The organism is Janthinobacterium kumbetense (genome assembly GCF_023703445.1).
In the GTDB taxonomy this organism is placed as follows: Bacteria; Pseudomonadota; Gammaproteobacteria; order Burkholderiales; family Burkholderiaceae_D; genus Janthinobacterium; species Janthinobacterium kumbetense.
In genome coordinates this window covers 466,490-482,145 of record NZ_JAMQGR010000003.1, presented here as the reverse complement: position 1 = coordinate 482,145, position 15,656 = coordinate 466,490, and the positions used below count along the sequence as shown (strand labels likewise).

General features: G+C 63.3%; 14 protein-coding genes. 2 read left to right on the top strand and 12 right to left on the bottom strand.

The annotated features are described in order from the left end of the window. Positions 1 to 38: 38 nt before the first annotated feature. From ggt to NCG91_RS13095, 3 genes are all read right to left on the bottom strand, one after another. Positions 39 to 1,814 (bottom strand): gamma-glutamyltransferase, encoded by a 1,776-nt coding sequence (gene ggt, locus NCG91_RS13105; RefSeq protein ID WP_251349999.1) that lies wholly within the window; start codon positions 1,812 to 1,814, stop codon positions 39 to 41. A gap of 94 nt (positions 1,815 to 1,908) precedes the next feature. Then, the gene (locus NCG91_RS13100) at positions 1,909 to 2,667 is read right to left on the bottom strand and encodes a 3-hydroxyacyl-CoA dehydrogenase (protein WP_099665094.1); all 759 of its coding nucleotides are present in this window, start codon (positions 2,665 to 2,667) and stop codon (positions 1,909 to 1,911) included. 145 nt (positions 2,668 to 2,812) lie between these two features. Further along, entirely contained in the window at positions 2,813 to 3,208 is a 396-nt protein-coding gene (locus tag NCG91_RS13095) for a hypothetical protein (protein WP_251349998.1), read from the bottom strand. A gap of 320 nt (positions 3,209 to 3,528) precedes the next feature. Between NCG91_RS13095 and NCG91_RS13090 the strand changes: the two genes are divergently transcribed. Further along, a complete protein-coding gene (locus tag NCG91_RS13090) occupies positions 3,529 to 5,586 on the top strand; it encodes a TonB-dependent receptor domain-containing protein (RefSeq protein WP_251349997.1) in 2,058 nt (685 codons plus the stop codon). Positions 5,587 to 5,715: 129 nt separating this feature from the next. On the opposite strand, the gene NCG91_RS13085 is transcribed toward NCG91_RS13090, so the two are convergent. From NCG91_RS13085 to NCG91_RS13045, 9 genes are all read right to left on the bottom strand, one after another. Next, positions 5,716 to 6,066, bottom strand: a complete 351-nt coding sequence (locus NCG91_RS13085; RefSeq protein WP_251349996.1) for a glycine zipper family protein — start codon at positions 6,064 to 6,066, stop codon at positions 5,716 to 5,718. Between the two features lie 13 nt (positions 6,067 to 6,079). Further along, entirely contained in the window at positions 6,080 to 6,466 is a 387-nt protein-coding gene (locus NCG91_RS13080) for a hypothetical protein (RefSeq protein ID WP_251349995.1), read from the bottom strand. A 191-nt stretch (positions 6,467 to 6,657) separates the two neighbouring features. Continuing rightward, positions 6,658 to 8,781: a sodium-translocating pyrophosphatase gene (locus NCG91_RS13075; protein ID WP_251349994.1), complete on the bottom strand. Its 2,124-nt coding sequence runs from the start codon at positions 8,779 to 8,781 to the stop codon at positions 6,658 to 6,660. Positions 8,782 to 8,961: 180 nt separating this feature from the next. Continuing rightward, the gene (gene adk / locus NCG91_RS13070) at positions 8,962 to 9,618 is read right to left on the bottom strand and encodes an adenylate kinase (RefSeq protein WP_077400901.1); all 657 of its coding nucleotides are present in this window, start codon (positions 9,616 to 9,618) and stop codon (positions 8,962 to 8,964) included. A 244-nt stretch (positions 9,619 to 9,862) separates the two neighbouring features. After that, complete coding sequence (gene kdsB / locus NCG91_RS13065) at positions 9,863 to 10,618, bottom strand: 3-deoxy-manno-octulosonate cytidylyltransferase (RefSeq protein ID WP_251349993.1); 756 nt, start codon at positions 10,616 to 10,618, stop codon at positions 9,863 to 9,865. A gap of 2 nt (positions 10,619 to 10,620) precedes the next feature. Then, positions 10,621 to 10,797: a Trm112 family protein gene (locus NCG91_RS13060; protein WP_010395789.1), complete on the bottom strand. Its 177-nt coding sequence runs from the start codon at positions 10,795 to 10,797 to the stop codon at positions 10,621 to 10,623. Further along, positions 10,778 to 11,833, bottom strand: a complete 1,056-nt coding sequence (lpxK, locus tag NCG91_RS13055) for a tetraacyldisaccharide 4'-kinase (RefSeq protein WP_251349992.1) — start codon at positions 11,831 to 11,833, stop codon at positions 10,778 to 10,780. The genes NCG91_RS13060 and lpxK overlap by 20 nt, the downstream gene beginning before the upstream one ends. Before the next feature lie 74 nt (positions 11,834 to 11,907). Continuing rightward, complete coding sequence (locus tag NCG91_RS13050; RefSeq protein WP_035825768.1) at positions 11,908 to 12,348, bottom strand: ExbD/TolR family protein; 441 nt, start codon at positions 12,346 to 12,348, stop codon at positions 11,908 to 11,910. After that, positions 12,345 to 12,947 (bottom strand): MotA/TolQ/ExbB proton channel family protein, encoded by a 603-nt coding sequence (locus NCG91_RS13045; protein ID WP_251349991.1) that lies wholly within the window; start codon positions 12,945 to 12,947, stop codon positions 12,345 to 12,347. Before NCG91_RS13045 ends, NCG91_RS13050 begins: the two co-directional genes overlap by 4 nt. 1,330 nt (positions 12,948 to 14,277) lie before the next feature. On the opposite strand from NCG91_RS13045, the gene xseA reads away from it, so the two are divergent. After that, the gene (xseA, locus tag NCG91_RS13040) at positions 14,278 to 15,639 is read left to right on the top strand and encodes an exodeoxyribonuclease VII large subunit (protein ID WP_251349990.1); all 1,362 of its coding nucleotides are present in this window, start codon (positions 14,278 to 14,280) and stop codon (positions 15,637 to 15,639) included. Positions 15,640 to 15,656 lie beyond the last annotated feature (17 nt).

Genomic DNA, 15,656 nt, shown 5'->3' with positions numbered 1-15,656 from the left:
GGCAGATTAGCAGGGTCTTGATACTTTGTGGAAAAGTTTCAATCTCCCTTGACCATGCCTTCACGACGCGGATCGGCGCCGCCAAACCAGAAATCCTTGCCATGCGCATTCAGCCGCATGATGCCCTGCAAGCCGGAATTCTGTTCGATCACGCGCACCTCGTGGCCCATCGCCTGCAGCGCCTCGACTTGCGCGACAGGCGCGCGGCCCTTTTCCAGCTCCGTCGGGCCATTGCGGCTGCCGAAGTTCGGCAGGCTGATCGCTTGCTGTACGTTCAAGCCCCAGTCCATGGTGCCGACCAGCACCTTGGCGACATAGTTGATGATGGATGAACCGCCGGGCGAACCCGTCGCCAGCACCAGCTTGTGCGTGCCCTTCTCGAACACGAGGGTGGGCGACATGGCGCTGCGCGGACGCTTGCCCGCTTCGACCCGGTTGGCGATGGGGCCGTCCGCATCGCGCGAATCGAACGAAAAATCCGTCAGCTGGTTATTCAGCAAAAAGCCGTCGACCATCTGGCGCGAACCGAACGCGTCTTCCACGCTGGTGGTCATCGACAGGCCGCCCCCAAAAGCATCCACCGCCACCAGGTGCGACGTCGACGGACGCTGCAAGGCGTTGTCCATGCCCCACGCCACCTGCATGCCCGGCGGCGTGCCAGGCAAGGCGCGGCCCATGGATTTGTCGCCGATCAGCGAGGCGCGCTGCGCCAGGTAGGTTTTATCGAGCATCGAGGCGACGCCCTTGCCCGGCAGCGGCACGAAGTCCGTGTCGGCCACGTAGCGGTTCCGGTCCGCGTAAGCCAGGCGCCCCGCTTCCGAGAACAGGTGGATCGCCTGCGCATCGAGCACGCCGTCGACGGGCGCATACGGCCAGATATCCTTCACTTCCAGCATGCCCAGCATCTGCGCGATGGCGATGCCGCCCGACGATGGCGGCGGCATGCCGCACACGGTCCAGGCCTTGTAGTCGCTGCAGACGGGTTCGCGCACCTTGGCGCGGTAGCCGGCGATGTCCTGCGCCGTCAGCTTGCCCGGATTGGTCGGATGCGCCGCCACCTTGGCGGCGATGTCGCGCGCGATGCGGCCGTTGTAAAACGCGTCGGCGCCGCCACGGGCGATCTCGCGCAGGGTGCGCGCCAGCTGCGGGTTTTTCAGCACGTGGCCGACGGGCCAGGCCTGGCCGTCCGGGTCATAGAAATACGCGGCGGCGACAGGGTCGCGCTTCAGGGCCTGGTCCCAGTTCAGCAGGCCGTTGAGGCGCTGGCTGACGGGAAAGCCGCCGTGCGCCAGCTTGATGGCGGGGCCGAACAGGGTCGCCCACGGCAGCTTGCCATGCTCCTTGTGCGCCAGTTCCAGCATGCGCAGCACGCCCGGCGCGCCCACGGAACGCCCGCCCACCACGCCCGTGGCGCGCGAGACGGGGCTGCCGTCGGCATTCTGGAACAGGTGTTCATCGGCGCTGGCAGGCGCCGTTTCGCGCCCGTCGAACGCTTGCACGCCCTTGGCCGTGGAGTACAGCAAAAAGGCGCCGCCGCCGATGCCCGACGATTGCGGCTCGACCAGGGTGAGCACCAGCTGCGTGGCGATGGCCGCGTCGATGGCGCTGCCGCCCTTTTTCAGCATCTGGTAGCCGGCATCGGCGGCCAGCGGATTGGCAGCGGCGACCATGAATTTCTGTGCCGCCCAACCCGATTTCTCCGCATACGCGGTGGCGATTTCCGGTGCCTTTTGCGGCACTTCGGCAAATGCGGGACTGGCAGCGAGGGCTCCCAGCAAGGTCAGGCTCAGCGCCAGCGGCTTCAATGTGATCATGGATTCTCCGATAAAAAAAGGGCGCACAGCCAGGCAAGGCTGTACGCCCCATACGGGGGTATCCTACATCAAATGCCCGTCAGGGCACTGCCCCTTACTTGGGCTGCATGCGGATGGCGCCGTCCAGGCGGATAGTTTCGCCATTGAGCATGACGTTTTCCACGATGGCTTTCACCAGTTGCGCGTATTCGCCCGGCTTGCCCAGGCGCGAAGGGAACGGCACCATCTTGCCCAGCGCATCCTGCACTTCGGCCGGCATGCCCAGCAACATCGGTGTTTCGAAAATGCCGGGCGCCACCGTCATCACGCGGATGCCGTTGCGCGACAGGTCGCGCGCCATCGGCAGGGTCAGGCCCACCACAGCCGCCTTCGACGACGCGTACGCGGCCTGGCCAATCTGGCCATCGTAGGCCGCCACGGAAGCCGTGTTGATGATGATGCCGCGCTCGCCTTCGGCCGTCGCATCCTGTTTTGCCATGGCGTCGGCGGCCAGGCGGCACATATTGAAGGTGCCCACCAGGTTGATGTTGACGACCTTCTGGAACAGGGCCAGCGGATGCGGGCCATCCTTGCCCACGGTTTTCACGGCAGGCGCCACGCCGGCGCAGTTGACCAGGCCGCGCAAGGTGCCCAGCTTAGTGGCTGCCGCCACCACGGCCAGGCCGTCCTCTTCCGACGTCACGTCGCACTGGACGAACACGCCACCGAGTTCAGCGGCCAGCGCCTGGCCCGCTTCCGTCTGCACGTCGGCCAGCACGACCTTGCCGCCGGCCGCCGTCAGCATGCGCGCCGTGGCGGCGCCCAAGCCCGATGCGCCGCCCGTGATGATGAATACATTGTCCTGAATCTGCATGAAATCTCCTGAGTGGTAAGGGCCGTGTTCCCGGCGCCTGATGGTTGATGCCATCATTACGTTTACGTAAACGTAATGTCGGCGACAATTGTAGCCATTTTTATGGTCACCGAGCGAAAACTTGCAGCGCTGGCGAATGAGAAAGTTAAAAACACTGCATGAAAGCGCCATTGCGGTGGCAGATGCGCCCGTTGGCATCGAGCGTGGCGTTGCCCGCGCCGTTGTAGCGCGCGCCTGCCGCATCGCGGCAACCGCCTGAGTCGCATGAGCCGATGGGCTGCGGCGCGCGCGGCATCGGCACGGCCGGGCTGGGCGGCAGGGGCGCGATGGGCACGACCGGTGACGCAGGCTGCGCCGGCATGCGGCCGATCACTTGCGCCACGGAACGGCGCGGCTGCACGGGCGGCGCCGGGCGGCACGGCTCCACCGCCAGCTTGCCGCTGTCGCGCGGGTCGAGCTGGCACACGGGCAAAGGCTCAGTCAAGGACTCGGCAGGCGCCGCCTGCTCCTGCGCCCGGGCATGGCCGCCAGCGAGCAGCATGGAGCACGCCAGTGCCGATATCGTTTTTGCCAGCCTCTTCATGCCGCCTCCCAAGCATCCATCGCAACTTTCATTATTGGCACACGCCGCGCCAGATGCCAGCGCGGGTAACAATTTGTCACGCTTGTACCTGCCATGCGCACAGCGTAACGGTGTTTTATTTCCTTTCAGCACTTTCCTTCTTGCCAGTATGGCATTACAATAAGAACGATTCTTATTCTCATTCGCAGGATGGGAGCGCATTTTTTACTCTTTTCATTCATTCATACCCGAGCCACCCGGAAGGCAGCCAGGAAATAACAACATCCGGAAAGTTCACCATGACCAAGCGTAGTCCCGCCTTCGCAGCCCCCGTTTCCACTCCCGCCCGCTCCATGCATTCCGCCGCCCTGCTCCTGCCCTGCCTGCTCTCGCTGGCCGTCAGCAACGCCTGGGCCGAAGGCAATGTGGCCGCCGATCCCACCATGAACACGGTGGTCGTCACGGCGTCCGGCACGGCCATCGACATCAAGGATGCGCCGGCCAGCATCAGCGTCATCACGCGCGAGGAAATCGAGCGCCAGCCCGTGTATGACTTGAATACCTTGCTGCGCCGTATCCCCGGCGTGACGGGCGGCACCGGCCCCGAAGGCGAAGCGTCGAAGATCAAGCTGCGCGGTTTGCCCGACAAATACACCCTGATCCTGGTCGACGGCAAGCGCGTGGGCAGCTCGAGCGACACGGCTTACCGTCCCGACCTGGGCCGCCAGGACTTGAACTGGATCTCGCCCGACATGATTGAGCGCATCGAAGTGGTGCGCGGACCCATGTCGTCGCTGTACGGTTCGGACGCCATGGGCGGCGTGATCAACATCATCACGCGCAAGGTGCCGGGCAAGTGGAACGGTTCGGCCACGGCCAACTACACGCAACCGCAGGAAAGCGACCGCGGCACGGCGCACCAGCTGGGCGTCAACCTGGCCGGCCCCCTGTCGGACACGGTGGGCATGCGCCTGGGCGTGAGCCAGACGCGCCAGAATCCCGATGAAAAATTCGACAAAGCGGGCGGCATCGGCGGCGAACGCAACCAGACTGTCTCGGGCCAGCTGACCTGGGCGCTGGGCAAGAAACAGAACCTGTCGCTGGACGCCAGCTATGGCAGGCAGGAAGCCAGCGGTTCGAGCACACGCGATGCGGACGGCGAGTCGCTGGTTCCCAGCTGGGGCGCCAACAAGCTGATACGCAAGAGCGTCAGCCTCGGCTACGAAGGCCGCTGGGACTTCGGCAAGACCACGGTCAACCTGTATCACAACGATTTCGACAACCAATTCGTCGGCACGGTGGCAAAATCCAAGGACAGCACGCTCGATGCCAGCCTGGAAAAACGGGTCGGCTGGGGCGGCATCGAGCAAATGCTGGTGATGGGCGGCCAGTGGAAGCACCAGGAATTGACGAACACGAACACCATCGGCACCGTACCCACCGATTACCTGGGCAACACCGTGAGCGGCGCGACCCTGTCCGGCACCACCTCGGCCCTGTTTGCGGAAGATCAATTGTTCCTGCGCGAGGACTTGACGGCCACGGCCGGCTTGCGCCTCGATCACCACAGCAAGTTCGGCAACCATTACAGTCCGCGCCTGTACCTGGTGTACCACCCTGCCCCCGCCTGGACCATCAAGGGCGGCATCTCGCAAGGCTTCCGCGCCCCGAGCCTGAAGGAAAACTCGCCAGCGGCGGCGACCAACTCGGCCGGACGCGGTTGCGGCAGCCTCAAGCCGCTGGGCTACATCAAGGGCGACTGCTACATGGCCGGCAATGCGGACTTGAAGCCGGAAACGAGCACGGCCGGCGAGATCGGCGTGGCGTGGGAACAGAATGGCTGGGATGTGGGCCTGACCTACTTCCACACGGATTTCAAGAACAAGATCGACTATGCGCCGCTGGGCTTTTACCAGCAGCGCTGGTGGACCAAGATGACGAATATCCAGAAGGCGCGCACCAGCGGCCTGGAAGCGACGGCCACCATCCCGCTGACGAAAAACCTGAACTGGCGTAACAACGTCACCTACATGGCGGAAGCGAAAAACCTGACCACGGGCGCCAACCTGCTGTCGACGCCAAAACTGTCGTGGTACTCGGCGCTGGGCTGGCAAGTCAACGACCAGCTGTTCGGCGAAGTATCGGCCCAGTACACGGGCAAGGAACTCGACGCCGGCAAGCTGGCCGACAAGGCCTACACCATCGTCGACACCGTCGTGTCGTACAAGGTCACGCCGCAATGGACCGTGCGTGGCGGCGTGCAAAACCTGTTCAAGAAGGGTCCGATGGCCGATGGACTGGTCGACTACTACGTGCCGGGACGGCGCATGTTCGTCGGCCTGACGTCGCGCTTCTAAACACGCATGTCAAAACCTGCTGCGCGTCGCGGGTTGCGGTCTGCGATGCTCACTGTACCTCCGTACAGTTGCGCGTCTCAACCGCATCCCCCTTCCGCTCGCTACGCTTGTGCCAGGCGTTGTAGCAACCTAGTACCGGGGCGGCGGCGTATCGGGCGGCGGCGTGGCGGCATTCGCCGGCACGCTGCCCAGCATCCGCCCGGCCGCGGGCACCTTGTGGCCGCTCGCATACATGCATTTTTGATAAGAGTCATCGTAGCTGCGCTGCATGCCATGCGAGGAACTGTCGGCCGCGCCCGGGCCGGCCAGCTGCGCCTGCGCGTAGCCACGGCAACTGCCGTCATCGACGCGGAATTGCTCGAGGCTCTTGCCCGTGCCGGGCAAGGCCGTGGCCGACGGCCCTTCCGGCATCACCGTGCAGGCGGCCAGCAGCAGGGGCGCCAGCAGGCCGGCACGCCCCATCAACGCTTTCGTGTTCATCGTCGCCTCCCCGTCAGCGCACGCTGGTCGGCAACACGGCACGCCATGCCGTACTGCAATTTTTCACATAGGGATAATAGCCCTGCGGCCTCGCGCAGTAGTACCACATCTGCGCCGTCGGCTCGCCGCCCTGCTCGATGTACACGGGCGGCGGCTGCACGATCAGGGTGCGCCCATATGGATAGGGATAGCCATACCACGGGTCGCCATACCAGCCAGGCCCGTAGCCATACCACCAGGGATATCCCACCCAGACGCCCACGTGCGAGTGACCATGGAAGTGGCCGTGGCCGCCGTGAAAGCCGCCATGCCGGCCCGGCGCCGCCTGGGCCAATCCCGCCGTGACCGCCAATACCAACAGCGCCGCCAGCGCGCCGCCCTTCCTGCTGATGCTGTCCATGACATCCTCCCGCCTTCCATGCCCAACTGTGACACTCATTCCATTATTGACAGAGAGCCAGCACAAGCAAAGGCGCCGTAACAATTGCTCACCTTTGATACGCCGAGGATATGGACGGCAGGAAAGTTTCATTTGCGCAAAATACAAACAGCCCCGCAGCGCTGGCCGCGGGGCTGCGGGGATGGCGCAGTTTATTGCGCGGGCAGGCTTTGCACGGGTGTCGCCGGCGCCAGAATGGGCGGCGCGGGCGCGTGGATGGGCGCCGGCGCCTTGACGGCAAGCCAGCCCGTGGCCGGCAGCAGCGGCACCAGCAGCAGGGCCACGATATTGATGATCTTGATCAAGGGGTTCACTGCCGGCCCGGCCGTATCCTTGTACGGGTCGCCCACCGTGTCGCCCGTGACGGCCGCCTTGTGCGCGTCCGAACCCTTGCCGCCGAAATGGCCATCCTCGATGTATTTCTTCGCATTGTCCCAGGCGCCGCCGCCCGTGGTCATGGAAATGGCCACGAACAGGCCTGTGACGATCGTCCCCATCAGCAAGCCACCGAGCGCCGCAGGCCCCAGCAGCATGCCCACGACGATGGGCACCACCACGGGCAGCAGCGACGGCACGATCATTTCGCGGATGGCCGACGCCGTCAGCATGTCCACGGCCTTGTCGTATTCTGGCCGCGCCGTGCCTTCCATGATGCCCTTGATGTCGCGGAACTGGCGCCGCACCTCCACCACCACGGCGCCTGCCGCGCGGCCGACGGCTTCCATCGCCATGGCGCCGAACAGATACGGTATCAAGCCGCCGATGAACAGGCCGACGATGACCATGGGGTTCGACAAATCGAACGTGATGTGCTGGCCCACGGATTCGAGCGCATGCGTGTAGTCGGCGAACAGCACCAGCGCGGCCAGCCCGGCCGAGCCGATGGCGTAGCCCTTGGTGACGGCTTTGGTCGTGTTGCCGACGGCATCCAAAGGATCGGTGATGGCGCGCACGGAGTCGGGCAAGCCCGACATTTCCGCGATGCCGCCCGCGTTATCCGTGATGGGGCCATACGCGTCGAGCGCGACGATGATGCCCGCCATCGACAGCATGGAAGTGGCCGCGATGGCGATGCCGTACAGGCCCGCCAATTGATACGATATCAGGATGGCGACGCAGACGGCCAGCACCGGATACGCCGTGGACTTCATCGACACGCCCAGGCCGGCGATGATGTTCGTGCCGTGGCCCGTCGTCGACGCTTCGGCGATGTGGCGCACGGGCTTGAAATCCGTGCCCGTGTAGTACTCGGTGATGTACACCATCAGGCCCGTGAGGACGATGCCGACGACGGTGGCGCCCAGCATCTTGTAGCGCATGGCGTCGTCGGGCCACAGCAGCCACGTCACCACGGCAAAACCGACCAGCGACAGGCCGGCCGCCCACCACAGTCCCGTGTACAGGGCCGACATGATCTTCTTGCCGGGGGCCGTCTTGACCATCGAGCAGCCGACGATGGACGCGAGGATGGAGACGGCGCCCAGCAGCAGCGGGTAGATGATGGCCGTGCTGCTGGCCTCTGCCATCAGCAGTGCGCCCAGCAGCATGGTGGCGATCAGGGTCACGACATAGGTTTCGAACAGGTCGGCCGCCATGCCGGCGCAGTCGCCCACGTTGTCGCCCACGTTGTCGGCGATGACGGCCGGGTTGCGCGGATCGTCCTCGGGGATGCCCGCCTCGACCTTGCCCACCAGGTCCGCGCCCACGTCGGCGCCCTTGGTAAAGATGCCGCCGCCGAGCCGCGCGAAGATGGAAATGAGCGAGGCGCCGAAGGCCAGGCCGATCAGGGGCTTGATCAGGTCATGCTGCGTGAGGCCGGGCGCGCCCGTCGTCGCCAGCAGCCAGTAGAACAGGGTCACGCCCAGCAGGCCCAGTCCCACCACCAGCATGCCGGTGATCGCCCCGCCCTTGAAGGCCACGTTCAGCGCCTGGTTGATGCCCAGGGTGGCCGCCTGCGCCGTGCGCACATTGGCCCGCACGGAGACATTCATGCCGATGAAGCCGCAGGCGCCCGACAGCACGGCGCCGATCAAGAAGCCCAGCGCCGTGTGCAGGCCAAGCAGCGCATAGATGGCGATCAGTAACACCACGCCGACGATGGCGATGGTGCGGTACTGGCGCGCCAGGTAGGCGGCCGCGCCCTGCTGGATGGCCAGGGCGATTTCCTGCATGCGCGCGTTGCCGGGATCCTGCCTCAGGATCCAGTTGCGCGACACCAAACCGTAAATGACTGCGACCACGCCGCAGGCTACCGCAAACCACAAGCTGGCTGCCATATCGTCCCCTTCTGTTTTTATCCGACGTCATTGCCAACAGCTGCAGACCGCACCGGGTAGGCACGCGCAGCCAGGAAAACACGACCTGCAAAAAACCTGAACTACGAAAACGATGCGGCACCGCTGTTGAAAAGCGGGCACAAAAAAAGCGGACACTCAGGTCCGCTTTTCATAAACTGCTTATTCCGCCAGGGCGGCAAATGCGCTGTCGCGGATTTGCTCGACCGGACCGACGCCGGCGATGCGGCGGTATTTCGGTGCGCCTGGCAGGCCGGACTTGGCCCAGTCATTGTAGTAGCCCAACAAGACCTTGGTCTGGTTGTGGTACACGTCCAGGCGCTTCTTGACCGTTTCCGCCTTGTCGTCGTCGCGCTGGATCAGCGGTTCGCCGGTGATGTCGTCGACGCCGTCGACCTTGGGCGGGTTGAATTTGACGTGATACACGCGGCCCGAACCCGGGTGGCTGCGGCGGCCGTCCATGCGCTCGATGATCGAAGCGTCAGGCACGTCGATTTCCAGCACGTAGTCGACATTGATGCCGGCGTCTTTCATGGCGTCCGCCTGCGCGATGGTGCGCGGGAAGCCGTCGAACAGATAGCCATTGGCGCAATCGGCTTCCTGCAGGCGATTCTTGACCAGGCCGATCATGATGTCGTCCGACACGAGACCGCCCGCATCCATGACTTTTTTCGCGGCCAGGCCCAGTTCGGAGCCTTCCTTGATCGCCGCGCGCAGCATGTCGCCCGTGGAGATTTGTGGAATGTTGTATTTTTCTTTGATGAAATTAGCTTGGGTGCCCTTGCCGGCACCGGGTGCTCCTAAAAGTATCAGACGCATTGAAAAGTTCCTAAAAAACAGATTTTGGATGGTGGTATGTGTAATTTTTTTTAGATGGTGTTGCTAAGGCTATCTTTCCCTACGAAACTTACCACAAAAAATCCCCGGAACGCCAGTTTGCTATCGAATTGCTATGCCCTGATTGATCAAAGCCAGCAATTCGCGCGGCGCACGTTTCAAAATGTGGTTTTTACTGCAGGCGCACAAAATTATATTTGCACGCCTGCCGTTTTGCGGGTAGCGCTTACAGGGCGCCGTAGTGGGCTTGCACCCTGGCAAGATCTTCCGGCGTATCGACACCGGCGGCCGGGGCGCTATCGGTCACGTGGACGGCGATGGCAACACCGTGCCACAGCACGCGCAGCTGCTCCAGCGCCTCGATGGCTTCCAGCGGCGAGGCGGACAATTGCGGGTATTCTTGCAAAAACGCATTGCTGTACGCATACAGGCCGATATGCCGCAGGGGCACGTAACCTGCCGGCAAGCTGTCTTTCGACTGCGCGAAGCCGTCGCGGTGCCACGGGATGGTGGCGCGCGAGAAATACAAGGCGCGGCCGTTCTTGTCCAGCACGACCTTCACCACATTCGGATTGAACGCGTCGGCCACATCATGCAGCGGATGGGCGCAGGTAGCCATGGGGACGGCGGCGCTGATCTGCGCCGCGCAGGCGGCCAGCAGGGCCGGATCGATCAACGGTTCGTCGCCCTGCAGGTTGACGACGACGGCGTCCGGCGGCAGCCCGAGCGTGCGCGCCACTTCGGCGATGCGGTCCGTGCCCGACGGATGGTCGCTGCGCGTCATGCACACTTCCACGCCATGCGCGGCGCAGGCTTCGCGGATGCTGTCATGGTCGGTGGCGACGATGACGCGCGCGGCGCCCGAGAGCAGCGCCTGCTCGGCCACGCGCACCACCATGGGTTTGCCGCCCAGGTCGGCCAGCGGCTTGCCCGGCAGGCGCGTCGAGGCCAGGCGGGCCGGGATGATGACGATGAACGCCATCGTTATTCCACTGCGTCTTGCAGGGTGCGCGCTTCGTCCGCCCACATGATGGGGATGCCATCGCGGATAGGATAGGCCAGACGGTCGGCGCGGCAAATCAGTTCCTGCGCCTTCTTATCGTGTTCAAGCGGACCCTTGCAAACAGGGCAGACCAGGATATCAAGCAGTCGAGCGTCCACGACATTTCTCCACAATTTGTTGGGCCAGCGCGCTATCGATGCGCGCACTGACGGGGACGACCCACAGTCTCGGGTCATCTTTGAGATGTTCAATTTGCGCACATTTTACTGCATCCTTCTCGGTGATCAAGATCACATCCGTGTCGAGGGCGGCAAATGGCTGGTCGAGGAAGTCGTGATGGTCGGGCAGGGGCAGTTCCGTGAAGTCCAGTCCGGCCCCGCGCAGCATGGCAAAGAAGCGTCGGGGATTGCCGATGCCGGCCGCCGCCACGATGCGCCGGCCGCTGGCCGCCAGGTCGGCAAGGGCCATGCTTTCGCCGCGGTTCAGCAGGCGTTCGGCCACGCCGCCATCGAGCCGCATCTGCACCACCAGCCCGCCTTGCGGCGCGACCTGGTCCACCAGTGCCGGCGCCAGCTCGGGCGCATTGATCACCGTCACGTCGCGCCGGCGGCGTGACGTTTCGCGCAGGGGTCCAGCCGGCAGCAGCCAGCCATTGCCCACGCCACGGCCGTCGAACAGCACGATTTCCACGTCGCGCTGCAGGGCGTAATGCTGCAAGCCGTCGTCCGTCACCAGCACGTCGACGTCCGGATGCGCGGCCAGCAGCGCCCTGCCCGCTTGCGCGCGGTCGCGCCCCACCATCACGGGGCAGCCACCGCGCTGGAAGATCAGCAGCGGCTCGTCGCCCACCTGCTGCGGCGTGGAAGCGGCGCTGACGGCGCGCGGCAAGCGGTCGGCGCTGCCATGGCCGCGCGAAATGACGCCCGGGCGCATGCCCGCGTCGCGCAAGGCTTGCACCAGCCAGATCGTCAGCGGCGTCTTGCCCGTGCCGCCGATGAAAATATTGCCGACGACGACGACGGGCACGGGCAGGCGCGCCGATTGCAGGAGATTTGCCCGGTACAGGCCGCGCCTGACGCTGCTCAAGGCGCCGAACAGCAGCGACACGGGCCACAGCGCGCACGCCAGCGGGCCGCGCGTCAGCCAGGCGCGGGTGAGAGTGGATTCAAGCTTGAGGGGTGAGGAAGTGGGCATGCGGTGAAGGGTAAAGGGCTGGGGACTGACCCGGCGGGTCAGTCCCCAATTTTGTTGCCGGTAACGGTAGGAACTTACTTGCCGCCCGCCTGCGCCGCAAACGTCAGCTTTTCATAGCCGGCCAGGCGCGCCGCTTCCATGACGTGGATGACCATCTGGTGCATGGCGAACTGGTCGGCGTTGACCACCACCACGGGCGTCTGCGCGGGCGCCTTGCCGCCATTGGCCGCCTTGGCCGCATCCTGCAAGGCGTCGGCCAGGCCGGCCACGTCGCGGAACGAGACGGGTTCGCGGTTGACCGTGTAGTTACCCTTGGCATCGATGGTGACGTCGAGCTGCTGCGGCTTATCCTTCGCTTGCTCGGCATCGGCCGTCGGCAAGGTGATCTGCAGCTCCGTGAATTTGCTGTAGGTGGTGCTGACCATGAGGAAGATCAGGATCACCAGCAGCACGTCGATGAACGGGATCAGGTTGATTTCGGGGTCTTCACGCCCCTTGCCTTTGCGGAAGTTCATTTGCGGCCACTGTGGACGATGTCGACGAACTTGACCGCTTGTTGCTCCATGTCAATGACGAAGCTGTCGACGAGGGCGCGGAAGTGGCGGTAGAAAATCAGGGCCGGCATGGCGATGGCCAGGCCAAACGCCGTGTTATACAAGGCGACGGAAATACCGTGCGACAGCGCCGCGTTCGACGCGGTGGCGCCGGGCGAGGCAAAAATCTCGATCATGCCGATCACCGTGCCGAACAGCCCCATCAGCGGCGCCAGGGTGGCGATGGTGCCCAGGGTCGTCAGGAAACGTTCCAGCGTGTGGGCCACGCCGCTGCCCGCCTCTTCGATCGATTCCTTCATCACCTCGCGCGGCGCGTCGACGTTGCGCAGGGCGGCGGCCAGCACCACGCCCAGCGGCGAGTTGTCTTCCAGCTTGGCCACCGTGTCCGGCGTGATCTTGCCGCTGCGATACACCTGCACCACTTCATCAAACAGCTTGCGGGGCAGTATCTTGACGCGGCGCAAATACAGCAGGCGCTCGATGATCAGGGCCAGGGCGACGATGGAAGCGATCAACAACAGCCAGATGGGCCAGCCAGCGGCTTGAAATATAGCGAGCAAAAGAAACTCCTGATAGAGGAAAGGCGATGGACCGCCCGAACAGCCTGTATTGTACCGAGCGCCGAAGACCGATTGTACGTCCGCGCGGGAATGGCGCAATGTAGCGCGTTGCCGCGCCGGCGGCAAGTGGCGCCCGCATGGCACTTGTCCACACGGCGCGGCTGGCGTGCGCCAAGCACACCCAGTTTTGCACACTTTGTGTGGATAAGATTGTGAGCAAGCATGAAGTCCAGCATGCAAGCCATTGATTTGCAAGCGAATTATTGTACTGCGCAAAATACAGGCATAGCAGCTTATCGACAGGAGTCAATGCCATAAAATCAAGAATTCAAGAGTTCTGCACATTTACTGTGGACAAGATTGTGCGCAAAGCCAAGGAATTCGACTAAGCCATTGATTTTAAAGGAAATTAAATCAATGAGTAAAAAAGTGGCAGCGAGCACGAAATCGACGCCAGGGAGACCGTCAAAGTTCTGCACACAATCTGTGGACAAGATTGTGTGCAAGCGCAAGGATACGCGCTAAGTACTTTGATTTATATCGTTTTTATTGCCATGCATAAAAATGTGGCAAGCGCTGAAAAGCGGGCTTTTATCGGCCCGATTGCGCTTCGAAACGGCAGTTTTCCACCGCAAAGGCAGTTTCGCACATAAAGTGTGGATAAGATTGTGAGCAAGCGGATTGACTCCATGCAAGAGCATTGATTTTAAAGGAGTTTTTTTCAATGATTAAAAATGAGGCAGAGCAACGGCCTGGCCGCGCGGTGGAAAAGCAGGCGAAAAAGCGAAACGATTTATGCAGTTTTGCACATATTCTGTGGATAAGATTGTGAGCAAGGCCTACGATGTGATGCTATACCCTTGATTTATATGGCTATTTTTATGCTGCGCAAAATTCAGGCAAGCCATGCCATAGGCATTCCGGTGGATAAATCCGGCGCCGCGCCAGAGTTCTGCACATTTTTTGTGGATAAGATTGTGCGCAAGGCCATGCATGGCATACTAAGCGCTTGATTCCTATGCTCTTTATTTCCGTGCGCAAAAATGTAGCAAGGCATTTTTATCGGTCAATGCCGGCTTGCCGGGCCATGTTTGTCCAAGGCAAAAAGTTCCGCACACTTTCTGTGGATAACTTTGTGCGTAAGTGGCGGGGGCTATACTGATGTGCTTGATATTAAAGGTTTTTTTCCCTGTGCTCGCAAATCAGGCATATGGGAATTCATCATGAAATCAAATACTTAGAAATAGAACTTGTTGTTTTGCACGATATATGACATAAGCATGACCTCGCCGATAATATGTGGACAGTTCCCTCACCTCCCCCCAGCTTGATGATGACCGACACCCCGACTGACAGCGGCTTTGCCGCCCCGCCCGTGCTGACCGTCAGCGCCCTGAACCAGGCCGTCGCGCGCCTGCTCGAGCGCTCGTTTCCCCTGACCTGGATCGCCGGCGAGATTTCCAACTTCACGCGCGCCGCTTCCGGCCACTGGTATTTCACCCTGAAGGACGATGGCGCCCAGGTGCGCGCCGTGATGTTCCGCGGCCGCGCCCAGTTTGCCGGCTTCACGCCGCGCGAAGGCGACAAGGTCGAAGTGCGCGCCCTCGTCACCCTGTACGGCGCGCGCGGCGATTACCAGATCAACGTGGAAGCCATCCGCCGCGCCGGCGTAGGCGCCCTGTATGAAGCGTTCCAGCGCCTGAAGGAAAAGCTGGCCGCGCAAGGGCTGTTCGACCAGGAGCGCAAGCGCGCCATCCCCATGTTCGCGCGCAGCATCGGCATCGTCACCAGCCCGCAGGCGGCCGCCCTGCGCGACGTCTTGATCGCGCTCAAGCGCCGCGCGCCGCACGTCAACATCATCCTCTACCCCACGCCAGTGCAGGGCCAGCAGGCGCCGGAAAAAATCGCGCACGCCATCCGCACGGCATCAACCAGGGCCGAGTGCGACGTGCTGCTGGTATGCCGCGGCGGCGGCAGCATCGAGGATCTGTGGTCGTTCAACGATGAAGCCGTGGCATACGCGATCGCCGATTGCTCCATGCCCGTGATCAGCGGCGTGGGCCACGAGACGGATTTCACCATCGCCGACTTCGCGGCCGACCTGCGTGCGGCCACGCCGACGGCAGCGGCCGAACTGGCGGCCACGCCGCGCGCCGACTGGATGGCGTCCCTGCGCGCCGATGCGGCGGACCTGCGCCGCGCCATGCGCCGCAGCCTCGACGATGCGGCGCAGACCCTGGACCGCCACAGCCGCCGCCTGCTCAACCCGAAGGCGCAACTGCAGCAGCAGCGTTTGCAACTGCTGGCCCTGTCGACGGCCATGACGCATGCGGCGCGCGCGCCCGTAAACCAGTCGCAGTACGCACTGGAACGCCTGCGTGCGCGCTGGGCGGCCTTGCGGCCCGACGTCACAGCGCCGCGCGCGCGCCTGGTGGAAATGCAGCGGCGCGGCGGCGCGGCCATGGCGCAGCAACTGACGCAGCGGCGCCACCGCCTCGACGGCCTGGCGGCGCAGCTGGAACTGTTGAATCCCCAGCGCACCCTGGAACGGGGATACGCCATCTTGCGCGATGAAAAAGGCGCGATCGTGCGCTCGCCGGCGCAGCTGCAGGCACGCCAGAACGTCAACGTGCGCCTGGCCGAAGGCAGCGCGCAGATCGGCATCGCCAGCGTGCAGGCGACATTGGAGTAAAAAAGGCCGGGGAAGAA

Excerpts from the sequence above, each read along its gene's own strand:
- ggt (WP_251349999.1), bottom strand. The coding sequence starts at position 1,814 with ATGATCACATTGAAGCCGCTGGCGCTGAGCCTGACCTTGCTGGGAGCC.
- NCG91_RS13100 (WP_099665094.1), bottom strand. The coding sequence starts at position 2,667 with ATGCAGATTCAGGACAATGTATTCATCATCACGGGCGGCGCATCGGGC.
- NCG91_RS13095 (WP_251349998.1), bottom strand. The coding sequence starts at position 3,208 with ATGCTGCTCGCTGGCGGCCATGCCCGGGCGCAGGAGCAGGCGGCGCCT.
- NCG91_RS13090 (WP_251349997.1), top strand. The coding sequence starts at position 3,529 with ATGACCAAGCGTAGTCCCGCCTTCGCAGCCCCCGTTTCCACTCCCGCC.
- NCG91_RS13085 (WP_251349996.1), bottom strand. The coding sequence starts at position 6,066 with ATGAACACGAAAGCGTTGATGGGGCGTGCCGGCCTGCTGGCGCCCCTG.
- NCG91_RS13080 (WP_251349995.1), bottom strand. The coding sequence starts at position 6,466 with ATGGACAGCATCAGCAGGAAGGGCGGCGCGCTGGCGGCGCTGTTGGTA.
- NCG91_RS13075 (WP_251349994.1), bottom strand. The coding sequence starts at position 8,781 with ATGGCAGCCAGCTTGTGGTTTGCGGTAGCCTGCGGCGTGGTCGCAGTC.
- adk (WP_077400901.1), bottom strand. The coding sequence starts at position 9,618 with ATGCGTCTGATACTTTTAGGAGCACCCGGTGCCGGCAAGGGCACCCAA.
- kdsB (WP_251349993.1), bottom strand. The coding sequence starts at position 10,618 with ATGGCGTTCATCGTCATCATCCCGGCCCGCCTGGCCTCGACGCGCCTG.
- lpxK (WP_251349992.1), bottom strand. The coding sequence starts at position 11,833 with ATGCCCACTTCCTCACCCCTCAAGCTTGAATCCACTCTCACCCGCGCC.
- NCG91_RS13050 (WP_035825768.1), bottom strand. The coding sequence starts at position 12,348 with ATGAACTTCCGCAAAGGCAAGGGGCGTGAAGACCCCGAAATCAACCTG.
- xseA (WP_251349990.1), top strand. The coding sequence starts at position 14,278 with ATGATGACCGACACCCCGACTGACAGCGGCTTTGCCGCCCCGCCCGTG.